The sequence below is a fragment of the Shewanella profunda genome (assembly GCF_023283765.1).
GTDB lineage: Bacteria > Pseudomonadota > Gammaproteobacteria > Enterobacterales > Shewanellaceae > Shewanella > Shewanella profunda.
The window spans coordinates 139,146-164,757 of the sequence record NZ_JAKILG010000005.1 but is presented as its reverse complement, the minus strand read 5'-3'; the positions used below and the strand labels follow the sequence as shown (position 1 = coordinate 164,757).

Below are 25,612 nucleotides of genomic sequence, written 5' to 3'. Positions count from 1 at the left end.
CACTGAGTAGTTGTTCTGTATGTTTTCATCACCTGCTCCAAATTTATCATTGAGCAGGTATTTTCAAATAGGCAGATTAATGATGCGAGGTGTGGTTCGCTAGACGGTTACCATTATTTTCCGATATATTGGCATTAGATTTTGCTGTTTTCGATAGCTTTAATAAGTGCGTTGAACCAACTGAGTTAAAGAAACACGCAGAATTTTTCACGCACGATGTGGAGTTTTATCACGATACTGGCGGTGTGACTTGGAATCGGCAGGACATGATGGCTAATACGCAGAAATATGCCTGTGGTCATTATCGCCGTGAGTTAGTGACTGGCACAATGAGAGTGTTCCCGGTAAAAGAGTTTGGTGCTATAGCGCAAGGCGTTCATCGTTTTTGTCACATTGAAACAGGTAGCTGTGATGGTTTGGCCGATTTTACGATTGTCTGGCGTCAGCAGGATAATCAATGGAAAATTACCCGAGTGCTCAGTTATGGGCACAGAGTTGCAGAGGTCAATCGGCATTAATCGCTTACTTATGGCGAGATTTTGACTAGACTCTAAGCGTAGGGCTAATTAAGGGGAATACTATGGACTCAATAAAAATCCGCGATCATATGGATCGCCAACCCGTTTTGCTACGCGCGAATATGTCGCTTGCCACAGCTGTCGAAAAACTATTAGACAATAATAAAATGGGCGCTGCGGTGGTCGATGATAATGGTGATCTGGTGGGTTTTTTATCCCAACAGGACTGTTTAGCTGTGATGCTTAAGAGTAGTTACCACTGTGATATGACATCCGTTGTAAAGGATTGTATGCGTACTGAGGTATTGTTTGTCGGGCCAGATGACTGCATGTTACAACTCGCAGAACAGATGTTGGGATCTAAACCTAAAATTTATCCAGTAGTAGAGCAGGGTAAAGTGATAGGGACAATTAATCGCACCAATGTGTTAAAGGCCATGAATGTGTATATGCAGCAATGCTACTTAGCCCCCGCTTAAGTATTTGTCATTAATTTAGCTTGAATATTTAAGATATCGCTAAAATCATCGAGCTACTTAAGCCCATGCTTGGTCAATCTCTTAGTGCATACGCTTCATTTGCACCGCTTAGGTTTCATTTCCGGCAAATTAGCAATACCAATGCACCACATTCCTTGCTAGGATCGCCGTTTTTGATGCTAGCAATGGAATTTGGTTTTGAACTCTGACAAACATCCGCTATCGAACGCTTTCCTAAATCTTTGCTATCAGAGCGACGCGTCGCGGATCCGTCGTCGTTTATTTAAACTCAATAAAGAAGCTGATTCCGATAAAAAGGCTCAAGTCTTAGTCCAACTTACTGAGCAAGCTCAGGCCGCCTTTGATAAGGTTGAGCAGCGCCGTAACGCCCGTCCAAAGATTAATTACCCAGAAAATCTCCCCGTATCGTTAATGCGCGACGATATTGCACGCGCTATTGCGGGCAATCAAGTGGTGATCATCGCCGGTGAAACGGGCTCGGGTAAAACGACCCAGTTACCTAAAATCTGTTTGGAATTAGGCTTAGGTTGCCGCGGCATGATTGGTCATACCCAGCCACGACGCTTGGCTGCCCGCAGTGTGGCGAGCCGAGTCGCCGAAGAATTACAAAGTCCGCTCGGTGAAGTGGTTGGCTTTAAAGTGCGTTTTGCCGATGCGCTTAAGAGTGACTCTTATATCAAGTTAATGACCGACGGTATTTTACTGGCGGAATTGACGTCAGATCGCAATCTCGATCAATACGATACCATCATCATAGATGAGGCCCACGAGCGTAGCCTTAACATCGATTTTATTCTGGGCTACCTCAAACAAATTCTCAAAAGACGCCCCGATCTCAAAGTTATTATTACGTCGGCGACCATAGACGTTGAGCGTTTTTCTAAGCATTTTAACAATGCGCCTATTATCGAAGTGTCGGGCCGTACCTTTCCGGTCGAAACCCGTTACCGACCCTTAGTGCAAGATAGTGATGCCGATTTAGATCAAATCGAAGGCATTTTTGCCGCCGTTGATGAGCTGGTGGCCGAAGGTCTTGGCGACATTCTAATCTTTATGAACGGCGAGCGGGAAATTCGCGATACGGCCGAGCAATTGAGTCGGCGTAATTACCGCGATACCGAAATTTTGCCGCTGTACGCGCGTTTATCCTATGGTGAGCAATCCAAAGTTTTCAGTAGTCACAGAGGTCGGCGGATTGTATTAGCGACGAACGTGGCGGAAACCTCGCTGACTGTGCCGGGCATTCGCTACGTTATCGACCCAGGTACGGCGCGTATTAGCCGCTATAGCTATCGCACTAAGGTGCAACGCTTACCAATTGAACCTATCTCGCAGGCGAGTGCCAATCAGCGCCAAGGCCGTTGTGGCCGTGTGGGGCCAGGTATTTGTATTCGTTTGTACGATGAGGCGGATTTTAATAATCGTCCGGCGTTTACCGATCCTGAAATTCTGCGCACTAACTTGGCCTCGGTCATTTTACAGATGCTCGCGATTGGTCTTGGCGATATAGGGGCATTTCCCTTTATTGAGCCGCCCGATCCACGCCATATCCGCGATGGTTTCTTGCTGCTAGAAGAATTACAAGCGGTTGAGAGCAAACACGGCAAGCTAGTGTTGACGCCACTTGGGCGCAACTTGGCGCAAATTCCTGTGGATCCGCGTTTAGCGCGCATGGTGGTCGAGAGTCAGCAGTTAGGTTGTTTGAACGAAGTGCTAGTGATTGCCGCGGGCTTATCGATTCAAGATCCCCGCGAACGTCCGATGGAGAAGAAGCAAGCCAGTGATGAAGCCCATCGCCGTTTTGCTGATCCCAGTTCCGATTTCGTCAGTTGGATAAACCTGTGGCAGCACTTAAAAGATCAACAAAAAGAGTTGTCTGCTAGCCAGTTCCGTAAAAAGTGCCGCGATGAATATTTAGCCTATTTGCGCGTGCGTGAATGGCAGGATTTATACGCCCAGCTTAAGCAAGCCGTGCACGATTTAAAGTGGCGCCTAAACGATACGCCCGCCAATTACGACAGCTTGCACCGCGCGCTCTTATCGGGCTTATTGAGCCATGTTGGTTTTAAAGATAACAATAACGAGTACTTAGGTGCTCGTAATCGTAAGTTTTTTGTATTCCCTGGTTCGCCGCTTGCCAAAAAAGGCCCTAAGTGGATCATGGCGGCTGAGCTTACCGAAACCTCGCGTTTATTCGCCCGCGGCTGCGCTAAAATCGAACCCGAATGGCTAGAGCCCTTAGCCGCGCATTTGATCAAGAAAAGCTATGTCGAGCCCCATTTTGAGGCAAAACCTGGCAGCGTTATCGCCCTTGAGAATCAAGTGCTCTACGGTTTGACGGTTGTGCACCGCCGCAAAGTGCAATATGGCCCCATAGATCCCGTTGAAGCGCGCGAGATTTTCATCCGCAGCGCCTTGGCAGAAGGGCAATTACAGACCCAAGAAGCGTTTTTTGTCGCTAACCAAAAGCTGCTCGAAGACATTGAATCACTCGAGCATAAATCCCGTCGTCGCGATATCTTGGTTGACGAGCAAGTGTTGATGGACTTTTACGAGCCGCGTATTCCACAGGGCATTTACAACGCCCAGCTGTTTTTTGGCTGGTGGAAAAAAGCCAAGCGTGAGCAACCGGATTTACTCGATTTCAGCAAGGCGCTGTTGATGCAGCGCAATGCCGACCATATCTCGGCGTTGGATTTCCCCGATACGTGGCACAAGGGCAATTTACGCCTGCAACTCAGTTATCACTTTGATCCCGCAGCGGCGGATGATGGCGTGTCTGTGCACATTCCGGTGGCGCTGCTCAATCAAATCGACGATACGGACTTTGATTGGTTAGTGGCGGGGCTGAGGGAAGAAAAGTGCATCGCATTGATCAAATCTTTGCCTAAGAGTTTACGACGTAACTTTGTGCCTGCGCCCGATTATGCCCGCGCTTGCGTGCAGGCCATGACCCCCTTTAGTGCCAGTCTGCTTGAGGCCATGTGCAAACAATTATTGCGCATGAGTGGCACGCGTATATCGCCGGAAGATTTTGATTTAACCCAGATCCCCGCGCATTTGCAGATGAACTTTAAAATCGAAGACGATAAACATAAGTTAATTGCCGAGGGTCGAGTGCTCGATACCTTAAAAGCTGAGCTGCAGGGTGTGGTCGCTAAGGCTATTCGTCAGGTCGCGGATAAGGGCATCGAAAAAGAAGCCCTTACTGAATGGTCATTTGGCGAGCTGCCAAAGCAGTATCAGCAGCAAAAAGGCAATTACCAAGTGCGGGCGTTTCCGGCGCTGATCGATAATAAAGACAGCGTTGCAATCAAATTATTTGATGATGAATTTGAGGCCCAGGATGCCCACCGTCAAGGTCTGCGACGGTTACTGCTGTTAAACATCCCTTCACCGGTGAAGCATTTGCAGCAAGCCTTGCCGAATAAAGCAAAATTAGCCATGTATTTCAATCCATTCGGTCAAGTTCAAATATTGATTGATGACATTATTGCCGCCGCAGTGCAGCAATTATTGGATGAAAAGGCCCTAGATGTGCGTGATCAGCAGCAATTTGAACGGGCAAAGGACTGGGTACGTCAGGAACTCAACCCGACCGCCGAGCAAATCGCCCTTAAGGTCGAGCAGATTTTAACCCTCTATCAGGGGATTAAAAAACGCCTCAAGGGTAAAATCAGCCTAGATATTGCCTTTGCCATGAGTGATATTCAAAGCCAGTTAGACAAGTTAGTGTTTAAAGGGTTTGTCGAAGCTTGCGGTTGGAATCGCCTAGGGGATGTAGCGCGGTATTTAAAAGCGATTGAAATCCGTGTCGAGAAGTTGCCCGTCGATCCCACCCGCGACCGTTTGCATATGCAGAGTATTAACAAAGTTGTGGATGCACTGGTGGCACAACTTGCCAAAGTACCCCGCTCAATGCCAACACCACCTGCGCTAATAGAGGCCCGATGGATGATTGAGGAATATCGCGTTTCCTGTTTTGCACAGGTATTAGGTACAGCCTATCCCATTTCAGAAAAACGGATATTGAATCATATTCAACAGGTTTGAGTACAACTCCATCTAAGATAAAGTATTAAACCGAGCAAGGCCTGTCACTTTGCTCGGTTTTTTATTTAAACTCCCATTACAAGTATTTGCTCATCTTATTGTTTCACTACTCCTTAATGGTTACTCCAGCTGAATACCCTGCAATTTTGTTGTTTTTCACCGCTATTTTTGTCATGCAACACCTTAACCTGATAGATAAATAAACTTAGGCATCTTTTTCGCAATCTGTCTTTTCGTTCAAAAAACCTGATCTAACTAAATCTACCGTCAAATTAATGATCTGGATCAAGCATCAAAGGCTTTACCGATTTGGAGGTATACATTTTGTTAACAGCATAAAGGTATGATCCTTCTGTAGAAAAAAGATGCAATTGATATACATAAATTCCTGCCATTGACGATTTTTACCATTCGTTAGCGTGAAGGGATCACCCTCTTGGAGGACGCATGAGTGCTAGCACCGCAGAAGAAAAATCCTTAGAACTGAAGATCTTTATCTTTTTAACCGTATTTCTCGCACCGTTATTGACAGTGGTACTGGTCAGTGGCCTTGGCTTTGCGATTTGGTTTAGCCAGATTTTAACGGGTCCACCGGGTACAGGCTAAATTTACAACCAATAATAACAATAAGTTAAGAGTGGAATGTCGCATGAGTAAAGAACTTCATATCACCAGTTTAGTGGTGCAAGTATTGCCACAGAAAATGGCCGACGTCAGGCAACACATTCTGACGATAGAAAATGCCGAACTTTCCGTTAACAACGATGTGAAATTGATTGTTGTGCTCGAAGGTGACTCCCAACGCGCCTTGATGGATAGCATAGAGACAATTAATGCCATTCCTGGCGTCTTATCCGCCACTATGGTTTACCACCAGAGTGAAGAGCTCAAAGAAGGTGAAGAATGAATATGAATAGACGTGACTTTATCAAAGCCAATGCGGTCATTGCTGCCGCAGGCGCAGCAGGGTTAGCGTTGCCCGCAGGTGCCAGCAACCTTATTACCAGCTCAGAACAAACTAAATTAGAGTGGAATAAAGCACCGTGCCGTTTCTGCGGTACGGGTTGCTCTGTGATTGTGGCAACGCGCGATGGCAAAGTGGTGGCAACTCACGGTGATGCGAACAGTGAAGTTAACCGTGGTCTTAACTGCATTAAAGGCTATTTCCTATCGAAAATTATGTACGGTAGTGACCGTTTAACCACGCCTATGCTGCGGATGACCGATGGCAAATACGACAAGCACGGTGAGTTTTCACCCATCAGTTGGGACAGTGCCTTCGACATCATGGCGCAAAAATGGAAAGAGACCATTAAAGCCAAGGGGCCAACAGCGGTGGGGATGTTTGGTTCTGGTCAATGGACTATTTGGGAAGGGTATGCCGCCGTTAAGTTAATGAAAGCGGGTTTTGGTTCAAATAATATCGACCCTAACGCGCGTCATTGCATGGCATCTGCCGTTGTGGGTTTTATGCGTACCTTTGGTATTGATGAACCTATGGGATGTTATGACGATATGGAAGCCGCCGATGCCTTTGTGCTATGGGGCTCAAATATGGCGGAGATGCACCCTATTCTGTGGAGCCGAGTCACCGATCGCCGTTTAAGCGCAAATCATGTCAAAGTGGCCGTGCTGTCAACCTTTGAGCATCGCTCCTTCGACCTGGCCGATTTACCGATAGTCTTTACCCCACAAACCGATTTAGCCATCCTGAACTATATCGCTAACTATATTATTCAAAACGATAAAGTAAATTGGGACTTTGTGAAAAAGCATGTCAATTTCCGTGAGGGCACAACGGATATTGGCTACGGTTTACGTCCATCCCATCCCCTTGAGCAAAAAGCGAAAAATGTAAAAACGGCAGGGGACTCTACACCAATTGATTTTGAGACATTTAAAGCCTTCGTGGCGGATTATAGCGTTGAAAAAGTCAGTAAGTTGTCGGGCGTGCCTGAGGATAAACTGATTGCGCTGGCCAAGCTGTATGCCGATCCCGACATCAAAGTGACCTCATTTTGGACCATGGGTTTTAACCAACATACCCGAGGTGTGTGGTGTAACAACCTGATTTATAACATTCATCTCTTGATGGGAAAAATTTCAACCCCAGGTAATAGCCCATTCTCTTTGACGGGTCAACCATCAGCCTGTGGCACGGCCCGTGAAGTGGGGACGTTTTCCCACCGTTTACCCGCCGATATGGTCGTGACCAATCCTGAACACAGAAAGCATGCCGAAGATATTTGGAAGATCCCAAGCGGCATCATTCCACCTAAACCTGGTTACCATGCCGTCGAACAAAACCGCCGTTTAAAAGATGGCGACTTGAATTGTTACTGGGTGCAAGTCAACAACAATATGCAGGCGGGCCCAAATATCAATGAGGAAGGATTACCTGGATATCGTAATCCTGCCAACTTTATCGTGGTGTCCGATGCCTATCCGACGGTTACAACTCAAGCGGCCGATTTGATTTTGCCCACCGCAATGTGGGTCGAAAAAGAGGGTGCCTACGGTAACGCCGAGCGCCGCACTCAGTTTTGGCATCAAATGGTGCAAGCACCAGGTGAATCCCATTCGGATCTATGGCAACTGATGGAATTTGCTAAGCGTTTCACCACAGATGAAGTGTGGCCAAAGGATGTATTAACGGCTAACCCTGAGTTTAAGGGCAAAACCTTATTTGAAGTGTTGTACCAAAACGGCAATGTCGACAAGTTTCCTCTAACAGAGGCCGATCCTAAGTATCTAAACAATGAAGCAAAACACTTTGGTTTTTATGTGCAGAAAGGATTATTTGAAGAGTACGCGACCTTTGGTCGTGGTCATGGTCACGATTTAGCCCCCTTTGAAGCCTACCACGAAGCCCATGGTTTACGTTGGCCTGTGGTCGATGGCAAAGAAACCAAATGGCGTTTCCGTGAGGGAAGTGATCCCTATGTGAAAGCCGGTAAAGGTTTTGAGTTTTACGGTCATCCCGATGGTCGCGCAGTGATTTTTGCGCTGCCCTATGAGCCACCAGCAGAGTCGCCAGATGAAGAATACGACATTTGGTTATCAACGGGTCGCGTTCTCGAGCATTGGCATTCAGGTTCCATGACGCAGCGTGTGCCTGAGCTTTACCGTGCTTTCCCCGATGCAGTGTGTTTTATGCACCCAGAAGATGCCAAAAAACGTGGCCTTCGCCGTGGCGATGAAGTGCGGGTAGTGTCACGCAGAGGTGAAATTAAGACACGAGTCGAAACCCGTGGCCGAAATAAACCGCCCGTAGGTCTCGTGTTTGTGCCTTGGTTTGATGCAAGCCAGCTCATTAATAAAGTCACCTTAGATGCGACAGATCCTTTGTCAAAACAAACTGACTTTAAAAAATGTGCGGTGAAGATCGTTAAGGTATAAGGAGTACAGAATGAAAACATTCAAATTAGTCAGAGTGTTAGGATTGCTTGCATTCGGTTCATTGTTCATGGTCAACGTGTCTGCAACCAGTATTCCTGAAGATAAAATTGATACGCTGCGCCTAGCGCCTATCAATATCGAACCTACATCACCTGCGATGCAAAAGGTGCGTAATACAGATGTGAAAGAAGTGCGTAGTTATCCGATGCAACCACCGATTATACCGCACAAAATAGATGGTTATCAGGTTGATATTAAAGCCAATAAGTGTATGGCCTGCCATGCCAGAAGCCGCACTGGAGAGTCACAAGCACCTATGGTTAGCGTGACGCACTATATGGATAGGGATAATAACTTTTTAGCCGAGCTTTCTCCGCGCCGCTATTTCTGTACTCAATGCCATGTGCCTCAGTTAGATGCCAAGTTACTGGTCGAAAACGACTTTGTGGATATGGAACATCTGATTAAAGCCAATGTTGAGCAGAAAAAACACTAGGAGTTAGCATGTTAGATAAATTGAAAAAGATCTGGCAGGTACTCAATCGTCCGAGTGTGCATTACAGTCTAGGTTTTTTAACTTTGGGTGGTTTTGTGGCGGGAGTGATCTTCTGGGGTGGTTTTAACACTGCGTTAGAGGCAACTAACCAAGAAGCTTTCTGCATCGGTTGCCATGAAATGGAAAATAACGTCTACCAAGAGTTGCAGTCGACGATCCATTTCACTAACCGCAGCGGTGTACGGGCAACTTGCCCTGACTGTCACGTGCCACACAATTGGACGGATAAAATTGCCCGTAAAATGCAGGCATCTAAGGAAGTATGGGGCAAAGTGTTTGGGACTATAAATACTCGCGAAAAGTTTGAAGATAAACGTCGCGAACTGGCAGAACATGAGTGGGATCGTTTAAAGGCGAATGACTCTTTAGAGTGCCGAAACTGCCATAACTTCACCTATATGGACTTTACGAGACAATCACCAAGGGCGGCGCAGATGCACTCCACATCGCTGGCCAGTGGTGAGAAAACCTGTATCGATTGCCATAAGGGGATTGCCCACCATCTCCCTGATATGAAGGGGGTAGAAGGCTTCTAATCTTGATAACCCCATAAATGTCATCTCCAGTCAAAGGCCAAGTCACTCCACACTTGGCCTTTTTATTCTGTTATCCATCAAGTCGGTTTTATCTTGCTTCTCAATACGATAACCTTAAGTACAATTTAATGAATGGAGTTGCGGTTATGGATGAGACATCACGGCTTGAGCAGCATATTGAGGATATTCGATTGGTCAGTCCGCAATTGGCTGAAGCAGTACAAAACCTAAGACGATTGATTTTCGTCGTGGCACAAACGGCCGCTGTGCCTGTGACGGAGGAGATCAAGTACGGCGGGATCCTCTTTAGCACCACGCAGCCATTTTGTGGCATTTTTGCCTATCAGCAACATGTATCGTTAGAATTTACTGCGGGGGCGAGCCTTAAGGATAAACATGGCTTACTCGAAGGTAAGGGTAAGTTTCGTCGCCATATTAAGTTCTTCTCAAATACTGATGTTTCGAATGAGACACTCCAAAAGCAACTTACCGATTATATTAACCAAGCACTTAAGTTCACGCTATGAATCCTCTAATGAATAATACTAAATGGCGTGAATGTATCACGCTGTTAGCCTCTCGTTCTGTGTATCTGCAATTACAGTTGGTAGGTGAAGAGGGCTTTCCCCCTCGATTATGAAGCCTCAAATCGAGTGTTATCCGATATTAAGGTTGCTGATTGTCTGTTTGTGCAAAGGCGCATTAGCTACAAATCCATTTATGCTATTAGAATCGCCAAAACCGTTTTTCCTGCGGGTTTGACTGATGCAAATTTATTTCACCTTACTGAGTTCAAAATACGACTACAGCAACTCGGTTAGTTACCGCTGACCGAAGATGATGAGTTTATTTTTATTCATGGTTATACGACTTAGTGCTTTGTTGATCCCATCGAGCTTTCTCACATTGGCTTCCTGTTAGCATTTATGTTTATGAATAACAGTTTGCCCCGTGAGCAACCCATGCAACTCGATATCAATGGTTTAACCCCCGCAGCGTTTTTAGCCCAATACTGGCAGAAAAAACCGTTAGTGATCCGCCAAGGATTCAAACAGTTCCAAGATTTAGTGTCCCCCGAAGAGTTGGCGGGCTTAGCGATGGATGAACTAGTTGAATCGCGGCGAGTTTACCAGCAGGCAGGGCAGTGGCATGCCGAATTTGGTCCCTTTGACTCCTATGAAAAGTTGGGCGAGCGAGACTGGACCTTAATTGTGCAAGCGCTGAATAACTGGCTGCCCGATGCCGAAGCGTTAATCCAATGTTTCGATTTTATTCCCCGTTGGCGCTTTGATGACGTGATGGTGAGCTACGCGACCCCTGGTGGTGGCGTGGGGCCGCATATCGATCTTTACGATGTGTTTATCTGTCAGGGTTCTGGTCGTCGCCGCTGGCGAGTGGGCGATCGCGGTCCACACCGTGAGTTTGCCGCGCATCCTGCGCTGCTGCACACCGAAGCCTTTGAACCTATTATCGATACCGAATTGTTGCCTGGCGATATCCTCTATATCCCTCCAGGATTTCCACATGATGGGATTACACTTGAAGAATCGCTAAGTTTTTCTGTTGGTTACCGTACTGCATCGGCAAAAGATATGGTCAGCGCATTAGCAGATCATTTATCCGAACATGATCTAGGTGCACAGCAGATAGAAGATCCTGACCGCCAAGTTTCAACCCGTAGTGGCTGCGTGGATAATGGTGATTTGGCGCGTTTACGTATTCAACTTACCAATATGTTAAACGATGAGCTGGTGAGTGAATTCTCGGGTCGCTATTTAACCCAGTCCAAATGTGCTTTAGATTTACCCGATGAGCCGCTAGATATCACTCAGGATGAAGTGCTCGCTTGGCTTGATGAACAACCGCTTATTCGTCTTGGCGGTTTACGTTGTCTGTATTTTGATGTCAGTGTCGAGCAAGGGATGGTATTTATTAATGGTGAGCGATATCAATTGCCCGCGGAGCTTGCTGGGATAATCCCACTGCTTTGTGATATGAGTCAGTTGGATAAAGCAACCTTACTGCCTTGGTTAGACAATGCCGATTGCCTAGCACGGCTTACCGAGTGGGTGAATCTTGGTTATTGGTATTTTGAAGATCTTGGTGAGCAAGAGATATTTTAAAATATGTCTTAAGAGGGATAACGCCGTAGCGTTTACTTGTTTATTTAGTTTGTTATTGAAAACGCCAGCATAAATGCTGGCGTTTTTGTTAATCAATAAATCACTCAAGTGGCACGCCCTAGGCTATCCAACCGAGCCACAACCACCATAGATAGTCCATTGGCATCAGTACAACTACAGTGATCATCGCTAAAGGTAAGGTTATTTTAAGTAGCTTGACTAATGGTTCCTGAGATATCTGCATAGCCAAAATCAAAGGGGCAACTTGATAAGGAAAAATCACGGTTGAGAAACCAATCACCTGTGTCATTAATACAGCGGGAATTGAGAAACCCGTTGCATCGGCAAAGTCCGCCGCCATTGGCGACAATACCGTGGGAACGCCCGGAACAGTGGTAACTAAGCCCGTTAGCGTAGAGATTAATGATAGGGACATAAAATTCAGGAACGAGGAGCCCTGTTGCAATGGTAACCATTGGCTCAACAGTTGACCTAGTGCGGTTCCAAGCCCTGAGTGATTAACCAATGCGCCTAGTCCTAATGCTGCAGCAACAAAAATAACAGTGGCAAAATCGACCGAACTATTAAAACGCTTAGGCTCAAGTACGCCCCATTTGGGTAGCAACAATATGATCGCTGTTGCAAGCCCTACCCAAGCGGGATTGATACCATGCAGTGTGTCAGTTACCCAAAAGAGCAGGGTGATGCTGAGTAACACCGCGACTTTCTTTTGCATGGCAAGATCATAAGTCTCTTTTTCTTTATCTTTATAAGGCAGGTTTTTATCAATATGTGCGGGGAACAAATATACTACTAACGTGACTATCAATATTGATTTGAGTAAACCCAAGATTGGAAAATGCAGCAAGAGATACTCAGTGTAACCAAAACTGACGTTAAACAGACTTTCACTGGAACCTGCTAAGATCATATTCGGGATATTGGAGGGTAAAACCGCAAAACTTGGCATGTTACAAGACAGGGCTAACGCGGTTGCAATGCCAATTCGACCATTACTGCCTCGCTCAAAACCGACCTGCTCCGCTAAAGCCATGCCAATTGGCACAAGCACCACCGCACGGCCAACGGAAGATGGCATGACAAAACCGAGTAGTACCGCACTCAAAACAAGTCCTGCAATCAAGTACGGATAACTTATCGTCAACATGGGGGCAAGCGTTGAGGCTATCCGTCGGCTTAAACCTGACTCTGAGATGGCACTGCCTATCACAAAACCAGAAATGATTAACCACACAGCGGTCGAACCGAATCCGGAAAAGAGCAGACTCGGCTCGATAAGTTTGAAAATGGTGGCGAGTGCAAAAAATATCAGGCCGGCCATAAAGGGGGGGAAGAAGCCTGTACTCCAAAACATCAGTGTCACTAATACCACGCCAGCGCTGTAGGAAAACACAGCTGGATGGTCGCTTAGAGGAAAAAGAGCAAGCCAAATAGCGATTAAAAATGCGCTAGTAAAGGCTATGTTTTTAACGCTAATAAAACTTTTCATGCTTAAAAACCTAACGGGTTGTCAACTTAAAAGATGGATCTTAAGATAGCGCACTTATCTTGACGTTTTAAGGCGGCTATATGTCAGACATTATTCCTAAAGCGACATTGTTAGCACCCAGTGACGCCGCATTTACCATAGATCCCCATCGCCCCGTGCTCACCCATGCCCGTAATCTGGATGCCGAAGCGGGTATTGAGCCCCATTCACACCCTCGAGGACAGTTACTTTGGGCTGTAAAAGGGGTGTTACGGGTTCGCAGTGAAAATGCAGTATGGGTGGTTCCGTCAACCCATGCGGTCTGGATCCCTTGCAATCTACCCCATCAAGTGAACAGTGAAACCCACGCCCATACCCGCAATCTCTATATTGACCCTAGCTATTGCGTCAGGGAACAGGATAAGCAAGTGGTGATGGTGACCATGACGCCACTGATGCGGGAAATTATCCTCAGATTGTGTGAAGCTGAATCAATGGAGGCCGGGCGGTTACTTCGGCTTGGTTTGACCGCTATCGACGAGCTAGAAACACTCGACAGTGTCGATGCACATCTGCCAGCAGGAAAAGATCCAAGACTCAACCGTCTTATCCAAACGCTTATTCGCCAACCTAAAGTTAATCACTCACTGACCGAGTTAGCCGAAATGGGTGGCGCAAGTGTGAGGACCATTGAACGACTCTTTAAAGCGGAAACGGGTCTTACTTATCGACAATGGCGACAACGATTTCGTTTATTAAATTCCCTTGAGCGATTAACCCAAGGTGAGAGCACCACTAGGGTGGCACATAGTTTAGGCTACCTGAGTGTGAGCAGTTTCAGCAGTGCATTTAAAATGCAATTTGGTTGTACGCCACAGGATTATGCCAAGCATAAGTCTGTAAAAAATAAGGCATAATAAAGTCCCACCGTGCTATCCACTGCGCTATCCATAGCGCGGTGGATTAGCTTATCTTAATCACCTTACCGTTGTCGGTTCCAAAAGTTAAAAACACTGGCTTAACCCATCTTTAAGTTGCACTAGGCAGTATTTAAGTAAAAATGGGCCTGCACTAACTTTTATTTCAATGCCATTGGAACCACGGGGTAATAATCCCATACTTGGCCGTCGGTCATGGAACGCACGAGTTTAATGTATTCGGCGTGGGTCCAAGCCAGTGGGGTGGCCGAATTGGTGCCTTGTCCGAGTTGATATTGGTAACGGGTGGCATTACCCACACCGTCCCAGGATTGCTCGGGTAACATCATGCCCGCGTTAGCAAAGGTTTCCATACCTTGTACATAGGTATTGATCAGTTGTTGTTTGATTTGCTGACCATTATCCCCAGTGAGTTCACCCTTAGCTTGGGCGAGTGCTAGCTCGAAATGACCGCGTTCGCCGGTAAAGAAAGGCCAAACACGACCGCGTTGGTCGGCGCTGTTGCTACCGGACTCTGCATAGTTATTGCCAGAAACCGTATCTTCGCCGTAGCCATCGTTACCGTAACGTCTAAAACCCGGAATGGTGCTGCCATCTTTGGCACTAAATTCGTATTTAAGGCGTAGCTTATGTTCAAGTTCAGTGTTATCAATCAATTCAAGACTTTGATTAATCAGCTTATCGGTTGCACCGCGCACACCGTAACGCACCAGTTCTAAAAATCCACCGTCGAGGATCTGGCGCTGATCTAAACCTTGTTTACCGTTATTCTCACCCAGTAAATCGCTATTGTTTGGCTCGCCATTGGGGCTTAAACGCAGATAATAGGGCGTCTGTTTTCCTTCGCTGTTTTTTAATAGTCCTTGGGTGGTGACTAAGTGCTTTTCTAGGCTGTCACTTAAGCCTTTGGCGGCGGCGAGATAACGGCTGCTGGAAGCGACATCTTTGGCCTCTTTAGCAATATCACTCGCCGCCACTAGACCGGCGATCACTGCGGCCGTGGTGGACGGTGAGTAACCCGCTTGTTCTTCCCAACGTTCTTGTTGAGTTTTGGGTGGAGTGATCTGGGTGTGGTTCCAATCGAGGTTGACTTCACCGCCGCTGATTAAAAAGTCCGCCGCGCCTTTGAGCATCTCCTGATACCAGTGACTGATTTCATCATGGGATAACACGCCCGCTTGCCAGAGTTTCCAGCCGAGCATAATGGGCATAGCGGTTTGATCGAGCTGCACGCCCACCCATTCAATTTGACCGTCGACATGGGTCTTTTGTAGGAACCAGCCCGGTGTGCCACTAAAGCCGGGCGTATTGGCGGTCACTTGCACTTTTTTCAGATATTCGAAGGCGACTTTAGGGGTTTGAGTATCACCCATTGCAAGAAATGCCATGGCACATTGATAGAAATCCCGCGGCCATACGGCTTTATAACCTGTGCTTGGCTTCTCCGCGGAAACGGTATCACCCCAAGGATTTGATAGCGAAGCGATAAGTGCACCCGCATAGGTTTTATCTTCCTGTGCTTTGAGGACCATAGCACTGGTGTACAGTAATTTGCCATTATCCGTGGTGCTGCTCGCCATGGTTGACATGGCGGGCAGGGAACTGAGGTATTGCTGCCAGCCAGCCTTGTAATGGTTCAGTACGGTATCATATCCCGCGGTTAAGGTCGCGTTGGCATTGGTCAAGCTGCTGGCCTTATCTTTGCCAAAACCTATGACGAGGTTAACAGTGACTGGCGTCGCTTTCGTGAGCGTGGGATAGCTGGCGGTAAAGGCGATGTTGCCAACGCTTGGCTTATCTTGAGCACTGGTCATTTGATAGGGCGTATCAAGCTTGCCGTTATCGGCCAAGTCCAATAGACCATCGGAAACCCCGACAAAACCTGTGGTGGCCTGCGTAAAATCGATATCAGATTTTACCGTCATCACGCTGCTGTCTGTTGCTGCGGTATAGGCCACTAGCGCATGGTGTTCTATGCTGCCGATATCATTGGCGCCCGCATTGTCGATATGTGGATTGACGTATAAATGTGGAGTAATGCCCTCTTCAAAGGCGGTGAATGTCACGCGCATCATCAGGCTATCGCGGTCTGGATCGGTAAAAATATGTTTTTCTATCTGATACTTACCTTCAATATCTTTATTGATGATTTTATAGGCCAGCGACTGTGGTCGGCCATTCGCATCAGTATCTAGATATTCAATGCTGCTGATAGTGTTATCTTTTTCGGTATCGACAAAACCATTGCCCGTTATGACAAATTGCAGTTCCTTAAGCTGGGCATTGTGGATCAAACCGTACATGGTTTCGGTCAAAATGCCTTGGGCGAGGGAGAACCATACGCGACTAATCGGGTTCTGCTGCGTGTCTTGATACTGGCCTTGGGAGTAAGGTTCATAGGATGTGCCTATACCCGTTTTACCCGCAAATGCCCACGTCGGCGCTTGACCCGGCGCCCCAGGGGCTATGGCTTGGCGATTTGAAGCAGCGTTAACTGTGCCACTTTGTACCGCAGGCGTGGAGGCGGGTGAACAGGCTGCTAATCCTATAATACCGAATAAGCTAGCGGTAATGGCGAGTGCGATAGGCTTAAAGTGTAACTTCGTTAGGGCCTTGGCATGGTTGGCGTGTTGATACCCTTGTGGCGTAGGATCCGCTTTCATCTTCATTCTCCCCAAGTGATGGTTTTTGTTGTTTTAAGTGATTAAATGTCTGAGCGATTAAATCAAATGAGTTAAGCCGTTTTATCTTGCTCGACAAAATGGACGGCAATGCCTGCGCACATCATGAATATCCCACCGCATATCAGCGCATAAATAGGTTGATTATCAAATAATGTATTAAGTATTAAGCCTAAAACACTGGCAGCGAGCAGCTGCGGGATCACGATAAAGAAGTTGAAGATCCCCATATACACCCCCATCTTTTTAGCGGGTAAGGCACCAGATAACATGGCATAGGGCACGGATAAAATGGAGGCCCATGCGATACCGACGCCTATCATTGGCAGCCATAACAGGCTGGGATCGTTAATAAAATAGAAGCTTATCAACCCTAGGCCGCCACAGAACATATTGACAGTGTGGGTGAGTTTGATGCCGATACGCTTGGCCAGCATAGGAATAAATATCGCGGCAATGGCGGCGAAACCATTGTAAGCAGCAAAGAGAACGCCAACCCAATCGGCGCCATCGTTATAGGCCTTAGACAAGACATCACTACTGCCAAAATGATAGGAAGTGATGGCGGCAGTGGTGTAGATCCACATGGCAAACAGGGCAAACCATGAGAAAAATTGCACTATCGCCAGTTGGTGCATGGCCTTGGGCATGTGGAATAAATCATCGACCACATTAAAGACCATGCCGAGCGTGTGGCGCTCTGTTGGCTGAACACGGCTTAAACGCAGCGCGCAATACAGTTGCAATGGGCCGAAGGCAAAAATCCCTAAACTCAAAATATACAATTGCTTATCTAAATTCTGTGCCCAAGTGGCCAAGGTGAGCAGGGCGCCGATAACCATCCAAATAAAAGCGGCAAATTGATAATCTTTATCCGTGCGGTGGCGAACCTGAGTGGGGTCGTCAGCTTGATGGGGTTTAGCATTAAAGGCGGTCAGTTCCTCAGGGGAATATTCCTTGGACGACACCACTGTCCAACCCACGGCGAGCAGTAATACAGTGCCACCAAAATAGAAGGCGTAACGCACCGAATCGGCGATTTCGCCCGCGGCTGCCGTGTTCGCGACATCAAAAAAGTGGGTCAAAATATAAGGTAAGGCCGAAGCGACCACAGCGCCAATGCCGATAAAAAAGCTTTGCATGGCATAGCCTTGAGTGCGCTGGCTCTTAGGCAAATTATCCCCCACAAAGGCGCGAAACGGCTCCATGGCGATGTTGATGGAGGCATCCATGATCCATAACATGCCTGCGGCAATCCACAGGGTGGGCGAATGCGGCATGATAAAAATCGCGAGTGTGGTAAAAATCGCCCCGATTAAAAAATAAGGTCGACGACGGCCGAGTCGCCCCCAAGTGTTATCACTCAAATAGCCAATGATGGGCTGAACCAATAAGCCTGTTAGCGGCGCGGCGATCCACAGTATGGGGATCTCATCGATAGATGCGCCGAGCGTTTGGAAGATACGGCTGACGTTCGCGTTTTGCAGGGCGAAACCGAATTGGATGCCTAAAAAGCCGAAGCACATATTAAAGATTTGCCAAAAATTCAACTCGGGCTGTTGCTTGAATGAATGCGGCTGAGTCGCAACAGCTTGATGGCTATCTTTTTGATTAGCCTGTTGATGATTCGAAGACATTGAACTTCCTTTCTGTTGCTGGCAGCAGTTCTGCCTTGAGTGCTTATTGTTTTAATTGTTTTGCCTGAGCAATGGATTGGCACTGTACTTTGCTTTGCTTTGATGCGGCTCTCTATCCCATACACAGCCTAAGAGTGCTCGAGCTTAAGGCTTACCAGCGACTCTGATCGGACTTTTTATAAAAGTCGCGGATCCTCTGTACAAAAATCCGGTGAAAACATCTTGTGAAAAAAACGGTGAAAAAGTGGCGAATATACTTATCCCTCAGAAGCCTATTCGCCCATAAGTTCATCCTAAATATGGCTGAAGCGAGCGGATTTATAGTAGCCTCGGCATGGATTTGTGCACAACCGCCTACATACGTATTCATAGTATTTTAGTAACCGAGTAGAAACATTGCTGTAACTCAAGGTGGCTTTTTATCAATGTTGGCGATGTATTTGGTTACTAGCGTATCCCGCTAATTTTGCTAGGATAGTGAGCTCCAGGTCATTGCATCAATCGATATCGAGAGCCGTGTTGTTATTGGCGATGTTAACTGAGTGATAAAATAGGCTGCAGTGCTCGGTTGGTAATGCATAACTGGCTGCTAATAACTATATGAAACTCGTGTTTTGAGGTTGCTTGGGTATATAGTCAGCCAAGTTAACGGTAGGCTTAGATATTCATGTCCACCGGATTACAGGTTTATATTTCAATTGCTTTTTGCATTTTTTCACTCAATACGAGGATACTTATGTTTGTTGTCTCGCTCACCTATAAAAAGCCAATTGCGGAAGTGGAATTGCACTTAGCCGCCCATATTGCTTATCTTGATCAGTATTTTGCATCAGGGACTTTTGTTGCCTCGGGTCGTAAGGTGCCACGTACTGGCGGTATTATCTTAGCTAAGGCTGTTTCTCGGGCGGTGTTGGAGGCTATTTTACTGCAAGATCCTTTTTGTATTGCTGACGTAGCCGAGTTCGAGGTGCTTGAGTTTGTGCCAACTAAAACAGCGCCCGGATTAGAGCAGTTAATCGAAGTGATTTGAGCTTTCCACACCATGTAAACACTAAGTCAAATCTCTGGTGTTTATACACTGATATCTAAAGACATTACCAAGAGGAATGCTCCGATCTTTTGTCACAAAGTGATTATTTCGCCATGCTGCAGTGTGCCTAAACCGGTAGTTCTAGATTTATTGCCATGAAATAGCAGGGGAGCAGGTTATGGCTCTAATTGGTATGATATTAATTGGCATTTGCCACCGCAGATTATTGCGTTACCTTTTAAAGCTATTGTTGAAGGAATTATATCAGGCTAATTTTTCGTCAGATAAGCGGGATTGAATGAACCAAGTTTGGAATGAATTACAACAGGCTAAGGTGTTTAAAACCTTTTCAGATACAGGCGAACCCGCTCATTTCTACCATGCTAACGGTTTCCCGTTGGGTGTTTATGCGCCCTTACTGGTCAAACTGAGTGAGCAGTTCAGCCTTAATGCACTCGAGTTAAGGCCGACATGGCCAGATGTTGGGCTGCCACCTAAACGCAGAGATTGGCAGCTTTATGCTGATGATTTGATATTACATATTGAGCAACATTGCAGTGCGCCGATAGTGGGGATTGGCCATTCTATGGGGGCTACAAGCACTATTCTCGCCGCGAGTAAAAGACCAGATTTGTTTAAGGCACTGATTCTTATCGAACCTGCAATGGTGTCGCTGCCTATCGCTTGGTTTGCGAAGTTAATGCCAAAATCCTTAATGAATCTTACTGCGCCCGCAAAAAACACCCTAAAGAAGCGGGATTTGTGGGAAACCCGTGAGCGATATATTGAATATTGCCAAATGAGTAGGCTATATAAACGTTTTGATGATGAGGCTTTTACTGCATTAGCCCAATTTGGGATCCATCAAAACAATCAAGGCCAATACACGCTGAAGTTCCCCAAACGATGGGAAGCGCATAACTACACTCAACCGCCAAACGTTTTGTCGATATTGAAGCAGATAAAGATCCCCTGTGTTGCCATTCGTGGGAAACCGTCAGTTTTCTTTTCTGAAGCGACTTGGCAGCGCTGGCAAAAGCTAGCGCCGAATACGGTATTTTTAGAAGATCAACGTTATGGTCATCTGCTGCCATTAGAAAATTCATCCGCCTGTTTTAGCCTTATACATCAAGGACTGACTGAACTTAATTTAACAAAAGTGGCAAAATGACTTAGCTCTATAATAACGCCTAAAAGATATGGCTAAGGTTAATGATTGTGTTGACGATAGCGGCTAAGCAAGCGCTAAGGTTCAAGTGAACTGTTATCCAAAAGCGATATCGCAAAAACGGTGTGGTAAGGCCGCGGTGATATTGTTCGTTCGGGCCAAAGCTTGTTATTTAGCACTCTTTTGGTGAATTTCTCCGATATTGTGTGACCTAGTTTGGTATTATGGCGTTTTCCTTCTTGAAACCTTACGCAGGTTTCTGCTGCGCGAGTTCCGCTTTTTATGTCTATTCAAACGCTGTTATCGACGGCTCTGGCGAAACGCCATGATTTTTTACAACAAGCAGAACAGGATCAAACCGATTGTTTTCGGGTGTTCCATGGCACTGTCGAAGGCGTGAGTGGCTTGAATGTCGACCGTTACGGCGATACTTGGTTAGTGCAGAGTTTTCATCAGACCTTAACGGCTGAAGAGTTAATCGGGATCAGCACTATCTTACAGCGGGAAGTCGATTTACCTCTTGTCTATAACGACCGCTCCTTAGGTAATTCTCGGGTATTGAATGCCTTATCGCCCGAACTGGAAAGCATTGCTAGCGCTGAGCGCGTGATGCAGGAAAATGGCATTAAGTTCACCACTAAACTGCGCCACGAAGGACAAGATCCGCTTCTATTCCTCGATATGCGCATTGGCCGCGAATATGTGCGGGCAAACAGCCAAGGTAAAACTGTGTTGAATTTGTTCTCCTACACTTGCGGCATTGGTACTGCTGCGGCCGTGGGCGGGGCGACTCGGGTGATGAATATCGATTTTTCTTCCTTTGCGTTGGCAGCGGGCAAAGCGAATGCGGCGTTAAACCACGTATCGGATGTGTGCGAGTTTGTGCAGAGCGATGCCTTTCCGGCACTGCGGCAATTGGCAGGGTTGAGTGTCGGTGGGCGCCGTAATCAAAAATTGCCGAGCTATCCCAAATTACCGCAAACCCAGTTTGATCTGGTGTTTCTCGATCCGCCGCGTTATGCCAAAAGTGCCTTTGGGATTGTCGATCTCGTCAATGATTATCAAGGCCTGTTTAAGCCAGCGTTAATGGCGACCAAAGTGGGGGGCACTATCGTTTGCTGCAATAATGTGGCGAAAGTTGAGCGCCAAGTATGGTTCGACAGCTTAGTGCGCTGCGTTGAAAAACAAGGCCGTACAGTCACAGCGCACTCTTGGCTCGATCCCCATGAAGATTTCCCCTCGTTCGATAATAATCACCCGCTTAAAATAGTGGCATTGACGTTAAGCTAACGACATAGCAATACAAGCGAATAGGGCACCAAAGTAGGTGCCCTTTTTATTCGTCCTTTATATTTGCAATTTAGATGGGCTGTAAATGGAAGGCAATAGCGATGCGGTTCCAGCCATTAATGGCAATAATCAAGCAGGTGAGATCCACTATTTCTTTCTCTGAATAGTGTTCGGCAAGCTGAGCATATTGACTATCAGGGACGGGGGCCGACGCAACTTGGGTGAGTATTTCTGTCCACACTAAAGCCGCACGTTCCCGTTCATCAAATATCCCATCGATTTCATGCCAAGCGGCAAGCAGATCCAAACGCAGTTGATCTTCGCCATCGCTTCTGGCTTCCTGTGCGTGCATTCGCTGGCAAAAAGCACAGCCATTTAATTGTGATGCCCTCAGTTTCACTAAATGCACCAGTAATGGTGAAAATTGTGAGTCAGCGGCGGCTTTATCTAAGCTTATCAGTGCTTGAGATAGTGCGGGTTGTAGCTGATAAATTTGTGGGCGTGGAATACGTTCTGACATAAAACCTCCTATAAACTGAGGCTTCAATCTAAGTGGTTAGCGTTGCGTTAGATTGGATATTTGCGACATTTTGCGTTTTTTATATTGCCCAGGGGTTTGCTGTGTCACCCTTACAAAGTGTTGATGTAGATGAGCTTGATCGTAAAATCCACAATCAAATGCCACCCGCGCTAGATTAAGTTCGGGTGATTGACTAAGTAGATTGCGGGCGATTTTGACTCTGTTTAATTGCAGTAACTGTGCTGGCGATAATCCGGTTTCTTGTTTAAATCTGCGTTCAAACTGGCGACGGCTTAGGGCAAGTTGTCCATAAAAATCCTCTAAACGGGTTTGGGCTTGGATAAGCCTTGGTAAACTCATTTGCACTAGCCCTGCGGTAGACCCTTTTCCCCTTGGATAACCCGTATCGAGTTGTGGTTTGGTTCGAGTCGAGCGATACGTTGTATTGGCTGATTGGTGTCCGCGAGTTGTGATAATAACTGATTTAATCCAGGCAGTTGCAATTGAGTGGCTTCGATTACGGTATGTGAACTTGTGCGCTGAATATCCTGCACTGCAATGCCGAGTAAATGAAAAGCACCGCCGGGATGAAAACGGACGGTCATTTGTTCTATTCCGGGTAAAAATGTGTGGGAATGTAAACTCTGACCACAGTGAAAAACCACTTTAGGTCCATCGGAGTTTGCATTAAGGCTTTGTGCTGGGAAATAGAACTGCAGGCTGGTGCCGCCGTCAGGATAGAATGTTTGTTCAATACTCTGCGGTAAATTTGTTGCCACCTGCAGATGAAAGTAACGGTGCACCCATGGGCGAAGTGAGGCTAAGGGTTGAAAATGCCTAAAGCCTAAGTGCGCGAGCGAGCTCTCGAAACGCGTAAAACTATGCACTTCTAATAAATCGGTCCTGTACTGCAAGGCAACCACCATTAGGCAAGGGAAAGTGATTCAGATTAATCTAACTGACAGATGATTGCACTAGTGGTTGGCTGGAGTGGTGGTATCTTGCTAAGAGCCCTGATGAGCAAGGGCTCTTAGCGAATGACTTATTTCCATTAAGCTAAACGGGTCAATATCTGCCAGTAACATCACCTCACCAAGGACTGCATGCTCATTTTGGGTGATTGTCTGTGTTCATAAAGTAAGCTGACAACCGCTTAAAGTTGTGACTTTGACATTGAGTTCGTTGGCACAACAAGGACATTGCTGCGCATACGGCTGAGGATAGCCTCTGCCGTATTACCTAAAACATAACCTAAAAGTCCCTGTCGCTGACGGGCGCCTATGACGAGATAACGGCTTTTCAGGCGGCAGGAAAGTTCAAATAAGCATAACTCGGGATCGCCCGCAATCAGGTGGATATTTTCCGGTGCTAACCCTAATGCCTTGAGTTTATCTGCATGTTTTTGATGGGCAGACTCTGTCACTTCGTGGATATTGATCACATCCATGTCCCGTAATATTGGCGGAACGCGAATTACATGGGCTAAGTGCAGCTCAGCCCCTGTGGCATTGGCGAGCATTTTGGCCTGTTCGACGACCAAGTCATTCAGTGATTGTTTTTGCGGGTTTGAGGCATCAAGATCGACAGCCATCAATATTGTGTTCGCTTTATTCAAGGGATTATCACAGAGCAGCATTAAAGGTACTTGGGTGTGGCGGATCAAATGCCAATCGATCGGTAAATAGTGATCTTTGTTATCGATCCCTTTGATGATCATATCAAAGCCATGGCGAGCAGAGTGATGACACACATGTTCATAGAGGGCTTTGCTCCACACTAAATGCAGTGGTATTTCACTCGCATCAATATGTTTTAACTGCTCACGTACTTCCTCTTCTCGGCGTTTCATTAACGCTTGCTGTGCAACAGCTGCTAAGCGGGGGTTATAGTATTCTGGTCCAGAGAAATATTCATAGCAGTAGGCGAAAACTTCCGCTTGTTTCTTGAGAACATTAGCCAGTTTCATTCCTTCTGAAATGGTATCAGTATGTGCATTTCCCTGTTGTGCAACGATAAACACTTTACTCATTTGTGTTCACTCCTATTTTCATTTGCTAATGGCTCTTAGGGTTGATATTGGGATAGCTATTCTCTGCTTGGTTGAGTATAGCTATGGTATCCAAACTCCGAATATTGTTTAGCTTATTGAGCTAGATAGAGATTGACTATAACTGAGGCATACAATGAGGGAAATGCGACATAATGATGATGTGATGCTTTAGCTTTATTAATTGATTGTGTTGCTTTTTCATCTTGAGCCACTCTTGCGAGCTAAATAAGGATAACTTTAGGCAAGATGTAAGCTAGGTAGTTTGTTCATGGCTCAGGTAAAATGCAGTCTTCTATTATATTTTTATCATCGCAGTAGGGCATAAGCGTGAAAATTAGCCAGCGTTTACAACAGATCAATAATATAGTGACAGGACATTATGATCATATTTGGGACTGCTGTTGCGATCATGGTTTGCTTGGTATGTTGTTACTAAAAAGAAATACGGCCCATCAAATACATTTTGTCGACTGTGTTGCCCCTTTAATGTTGCAGTTAACCCAAGATTTACAGCGTTTTTTCCCTAAACAAGCTTTTGGTATTGATCAATACACAAGTGGTATTAGCCAGTGGCAAGTGCATTGTCTAAATGCGGCCGATTTGCCACTTGAGCTGACAGATACCGCTGATACACATTTGATTATTATTGCGGGAGTCGGTGGTGAGTTATTAATTGAACTCGTTCAAGCGCTGATATCTCGCCATGCATCAAGACAAATAGAGTTTATTTTGTGTCCCGTGCATCATAATTTCTATGTTCGACAATCCCTCGCAAAATGGGGTTTCTTACTTCACGCAGAGACTCTGCTAGAGGAAAATAGGCGCTTTTATGAAATCCTTCATGTTACTTATGGTCGTCATTTTAGTGGCCATCCTGTGACATTGACAGGTTCATTAATGTGGGAAAACTTAGATAAAAAGAAACTTGATTTTGCTAAGCGTTATTTATCCCAAGTCATAGCCCATTACCAACGAATGCCAAGTGATCTGCAAGTCCCCCACATTATTCAAGCTTATCAGTCTCAGCTTGCACAAATTTGCAATGTTGTTTAAGTTCACACTCTACCTTTCTTACTGGTTTACTTGCTTGTTTATTCCTTGTTCTCACTAGCTTTTATATCAAA

General features: G+C 46.2%; 20 protein-coding genes and 1 pseudogene. 15 read left to right on the top strand and 6 right to left on the bottom strand.

Annotation, left to right across the window (positions count from 1 at the left end; translation table 11 throughout):
• Positions 1-89 precede the first annotated feature (89 nt).
• The 10 genes from L2744_RS04765 to L2744_RS04720 all read left to right on the top strand — a co-directional run bounded on the left by L2744_RS04765 (position 90) and on the right by L2744_RS04720 (position 11,685).
• Entirely contained in the window at positions 90-518 is a 429-nt protein-coding gene (locus tag L2744_RS04765) for a nuclear transport factor 2 family protein (protein WP_248990828.1), read from the top strand.
• 62 nt (positions 519-580) lie between these two features.
• On the top strand, positions 581-997 hold the full coding sequence (locus L2744_RS04760) for a CBS domain-containing protein (protein ID WP_248990827.1): 417 nt from the start codon (positions 581-583) through the stop codon (positions 995-997).
• A gap of 192 nt (positions 998-1,189) precedes the next feature.
• Positions 1,190-5,071 carry an ATP-dependent RNA helicase HrpA gene (gene hrpA / locus L2744_RS04755; protein ID WP_248990826.1) on the top strand — a complete coding sequence of 1,294 codons (3,882 nt, stop codon included), beginning with the start codon at positions 1,190-1,192 and terminating at the stop codon, positions 5,069-5,071.
• A gap of 447 nt (positions 5,072-5,518) precedes the next feature.
• Complete coding sequence (locus L2744_RS04750; RefSeq protein WP_248990825.1) at positions 5,519-5,677, top strand: periplasmic nitrate reductase, NapE protein; 159 nt, start codon at positions 5,519-5,521, stop codon at positions 5,675-5,677.
• A gap of 43 nt (positions 5,678-5,720) precedes the next feature.
• Positions 5,721-5,978 (top strand): chaperone NapD, encoded by a 258-nt coding sequence (locus L2744_RS04745; RefSeq protein WP_248990824.1) that lies wholly within the window; start codon positions 5,721-5,723, stop codon positions 5,976-5,978.
• A 2-nt stretch (positions 5,979-5,980) separates the two neighbouring features.
• Complete coding sequence (gene napA, locus L2744_RS04740; RefSeq protein WP_248990832.1) at positions 5,981-8,470, top strand: nitrate reductase catalytic subunit NapA; 2,490 nt, start codon at positions 5,981-5,983, stop codon at positions 8,468-8,470.
• A gap of 10 nt (positions 8,471-8,480) precedes the next feature.
• Entirely contained in the window at positions 8,481-8,966 is a 486-nt protein-coding gene (locus L2744_RS04735; protein ID WP_248990823.1) for a nitrate reductase cytochrome c-type subunit, read from the top strand.
• A gap of 8 nt (positions 8,967-8,974) precedes the next feature.
• Positions 8,975-9,562, top strand: a complete 588-nt coding sequence (locus L2744_RS04730; protein WP_248990822.1) for a cytochrome c3 family protein — start codon at positions 8,975-8,977, stop codon at positions 9,560-9,562.
• Between the two features lie 146 nt (positions 9,563-9,708).
• Entirely contained in the window at positions 9,709-10,089 is a 381-nt protein-coding gene (locus tag L2744_RS04725) for a DUF1801 domain-containing protein (RefSeq protein ID WP_248990821.1), read from the top strand.
• A 435-nt stretch (positions 10,090-10,524) separates the two neighbouring features.
• The gene (locus L2744_RS04720; RefSeq protein WP_248990831.1) at positions 10,525-11,685 is read left to right on the top strand and encodes a cupin domain-containing protein; all 1,161 of its coding nucleotides are present in this window, start codon (positions 10,525-10,527) and stop codon (positions 11,683-11,685) included.
• Positions 11,686-11,803: 118 nt separating this feature from the next.
• On the opposite strand, the gene L2744_RS04715 is transcribed toward L2744_RS04720, so the two are convergent.
• Positions 11,804-13,195 carry an SLC13 family permease gene (locus tag L2744_RS04715; protein WP_248990820.1) on the bottom strand — a complete coding sequence of 464 codons (1,392 nt, stop codon included), beginning with the start codon at positions 13,193-13,195 and terminating at the stop codon, positions 11,804-11,806.
• Between the two features lie 80 nt (positions 13,196-13,275).
• Here L2744_RS04715 and L2744_RS04710 point away from each other — a divergent pair, with 80 nt between their 5' ends.
• Positions 13,276-14,091 carry an AraC family transcriptional regulator gene (locus L2744_RS04710; RefSeq protein ID WP_248990819.1) on the top strand — a complete coding sequence of 272 codons (816 nt, stop codon included), beginning with the start codon at positions 13,276-13,278 and terminating at the stop codon, positions 14,089-14,091.
• A 161-nt stretch (positions 14,092-14,252) separates the two neighbouring features.
• On the opposite strand, the gene L2744_RS04705 is transcribed toward L2744_RS04710, so the two are convergent.
• Both L2744_RS04705 and L2744_RS04700 read right to left on the bottom strand, forming a co-directional pair.
• Positions 14,253-16,775, bottom strand: coding sequence for a glycoside hydrolase family 15 protein (locus L2744_RS04705; RefSeq protein WP_248990818.1), 2,523 nt, complete (start codon positions 16,773-16,775; stop codon positions 14,253-14,255).
• Between the two features lie 71 nt (positions 16,776-16,846).
• Positions 16,847-18,430: an MFS transporter gene (locus L2744_RS04700; protein WP_248990817.1), complete on the bottom strand. Its 1,584-nt coding sequence runs from the start codon at positions 18,428-18,430 to the stop codon at positions 16,847-16,849.
• A gap of 736 nt (positions 18,431-19,166) precedes the next feature.
• On the opposite strand from L2744_RS04700, the gene L2744_RS04695 reads away from it, so the two are divergent.
• The 3 genes from L2744_RS04695 to L2744_RS04685 all read left to right on the top strand — a co-directional run bounded on the left by L2744_RS04695 (position 19,167) and on the right by L2744_RS04685 (position 21,918).
• Positions 19,167-19,460: a YciI family protein gene (locus L2744_RS04695; protein ID WP_248990816.1), complete on the top strand. Its 294-nt coding sequence runs from the start codon at positions 19,167-19,169 to the stop codon at positions 19,458-19,460.
• A 298-nt stretch (positions 19,461-19,758) separates the two neighbouring features.
• The gene (locus L2744_RS04690; protein WP_248990815.1) at positions 19,759-20,631 is read left to right on the top strand and encodes an alpha/beta fold hydrolase; all 873 of its coding nucleotides are present in this window, start codon (positions 19,759-19,761) and stop codon (positions 20,629-20,631) included.
• 279 nt (positions 20,632-20,910) lie between these two features.
• Positions 20,911-21,918, top strand: coding sequence for a class I SAM-dependent rRNA methyltransferase (locus L2744_RS04685; protein ID WP_248990814.1), 1,008 nt, complete (start codon positions 20,911-20,913; stop codon positions 21,916-21,918).
• Between the two features lie 70 nt (positions 21,919-21,988).
• Here L2744_RS04685 and L2744_RS04680 read toward each other — a convergent pair whose 3' ends face one another.
• The 3 genes and pseudogenes from L2744_RS04680 to L2744_RS04670 all read right to left on the bottom strand — a co-directional run bounded on the left by L2744_RS04680 (position 21,989) and on the right by L2744_RS04670 (position 24,467).
• Entirely contained in the window at positions 21,989-22,438 is a 450-nt protein-coding gene (locus tag L2744_RS04680; protein ID WP_248990813.1) for a carboxymuconolactone decarboxylase family protein, read from the bottom strand.
• Positions 22,439-22,474: 36 nt separating this feature from the next.
• Positions 22,475-23,364, bottom strand: a pseudogene (locus L2744_RS04675) (helix-turn-helix domain-containing protein).
• A 227-nt stretch (positions 23,365-23,591) separates the two neighbouring features.
• Positions 23,592-24,467, bottom strand: a complete 876-nt coding sequence (locus L2744_RS04670; protein WP_248990812.1) for a universal stress protein — start codon at positions 24,465-24,467, stop codon at positions 23,592-23,594.
• A 348-nt stretch (positions 24,468-24,815) separates the two neighbouring features.
• Between L2744_RS04670 and L2744_RS04665 the strand changes: the two genes are divergently transcribed.
• A complete protein-coding gene (locus tag L2744_RS04665; protein ID WP_248990811.1) occupies positions 24,816-25,541 on the top strand; it encodes a tRNA (adenine(22)-N(1))-methyltransferase in 726 nt (241 codons plus the stop codon).
• The last annotated feature ends 71 nt before the right edge of the window (positions 25,542-25,612 follow it).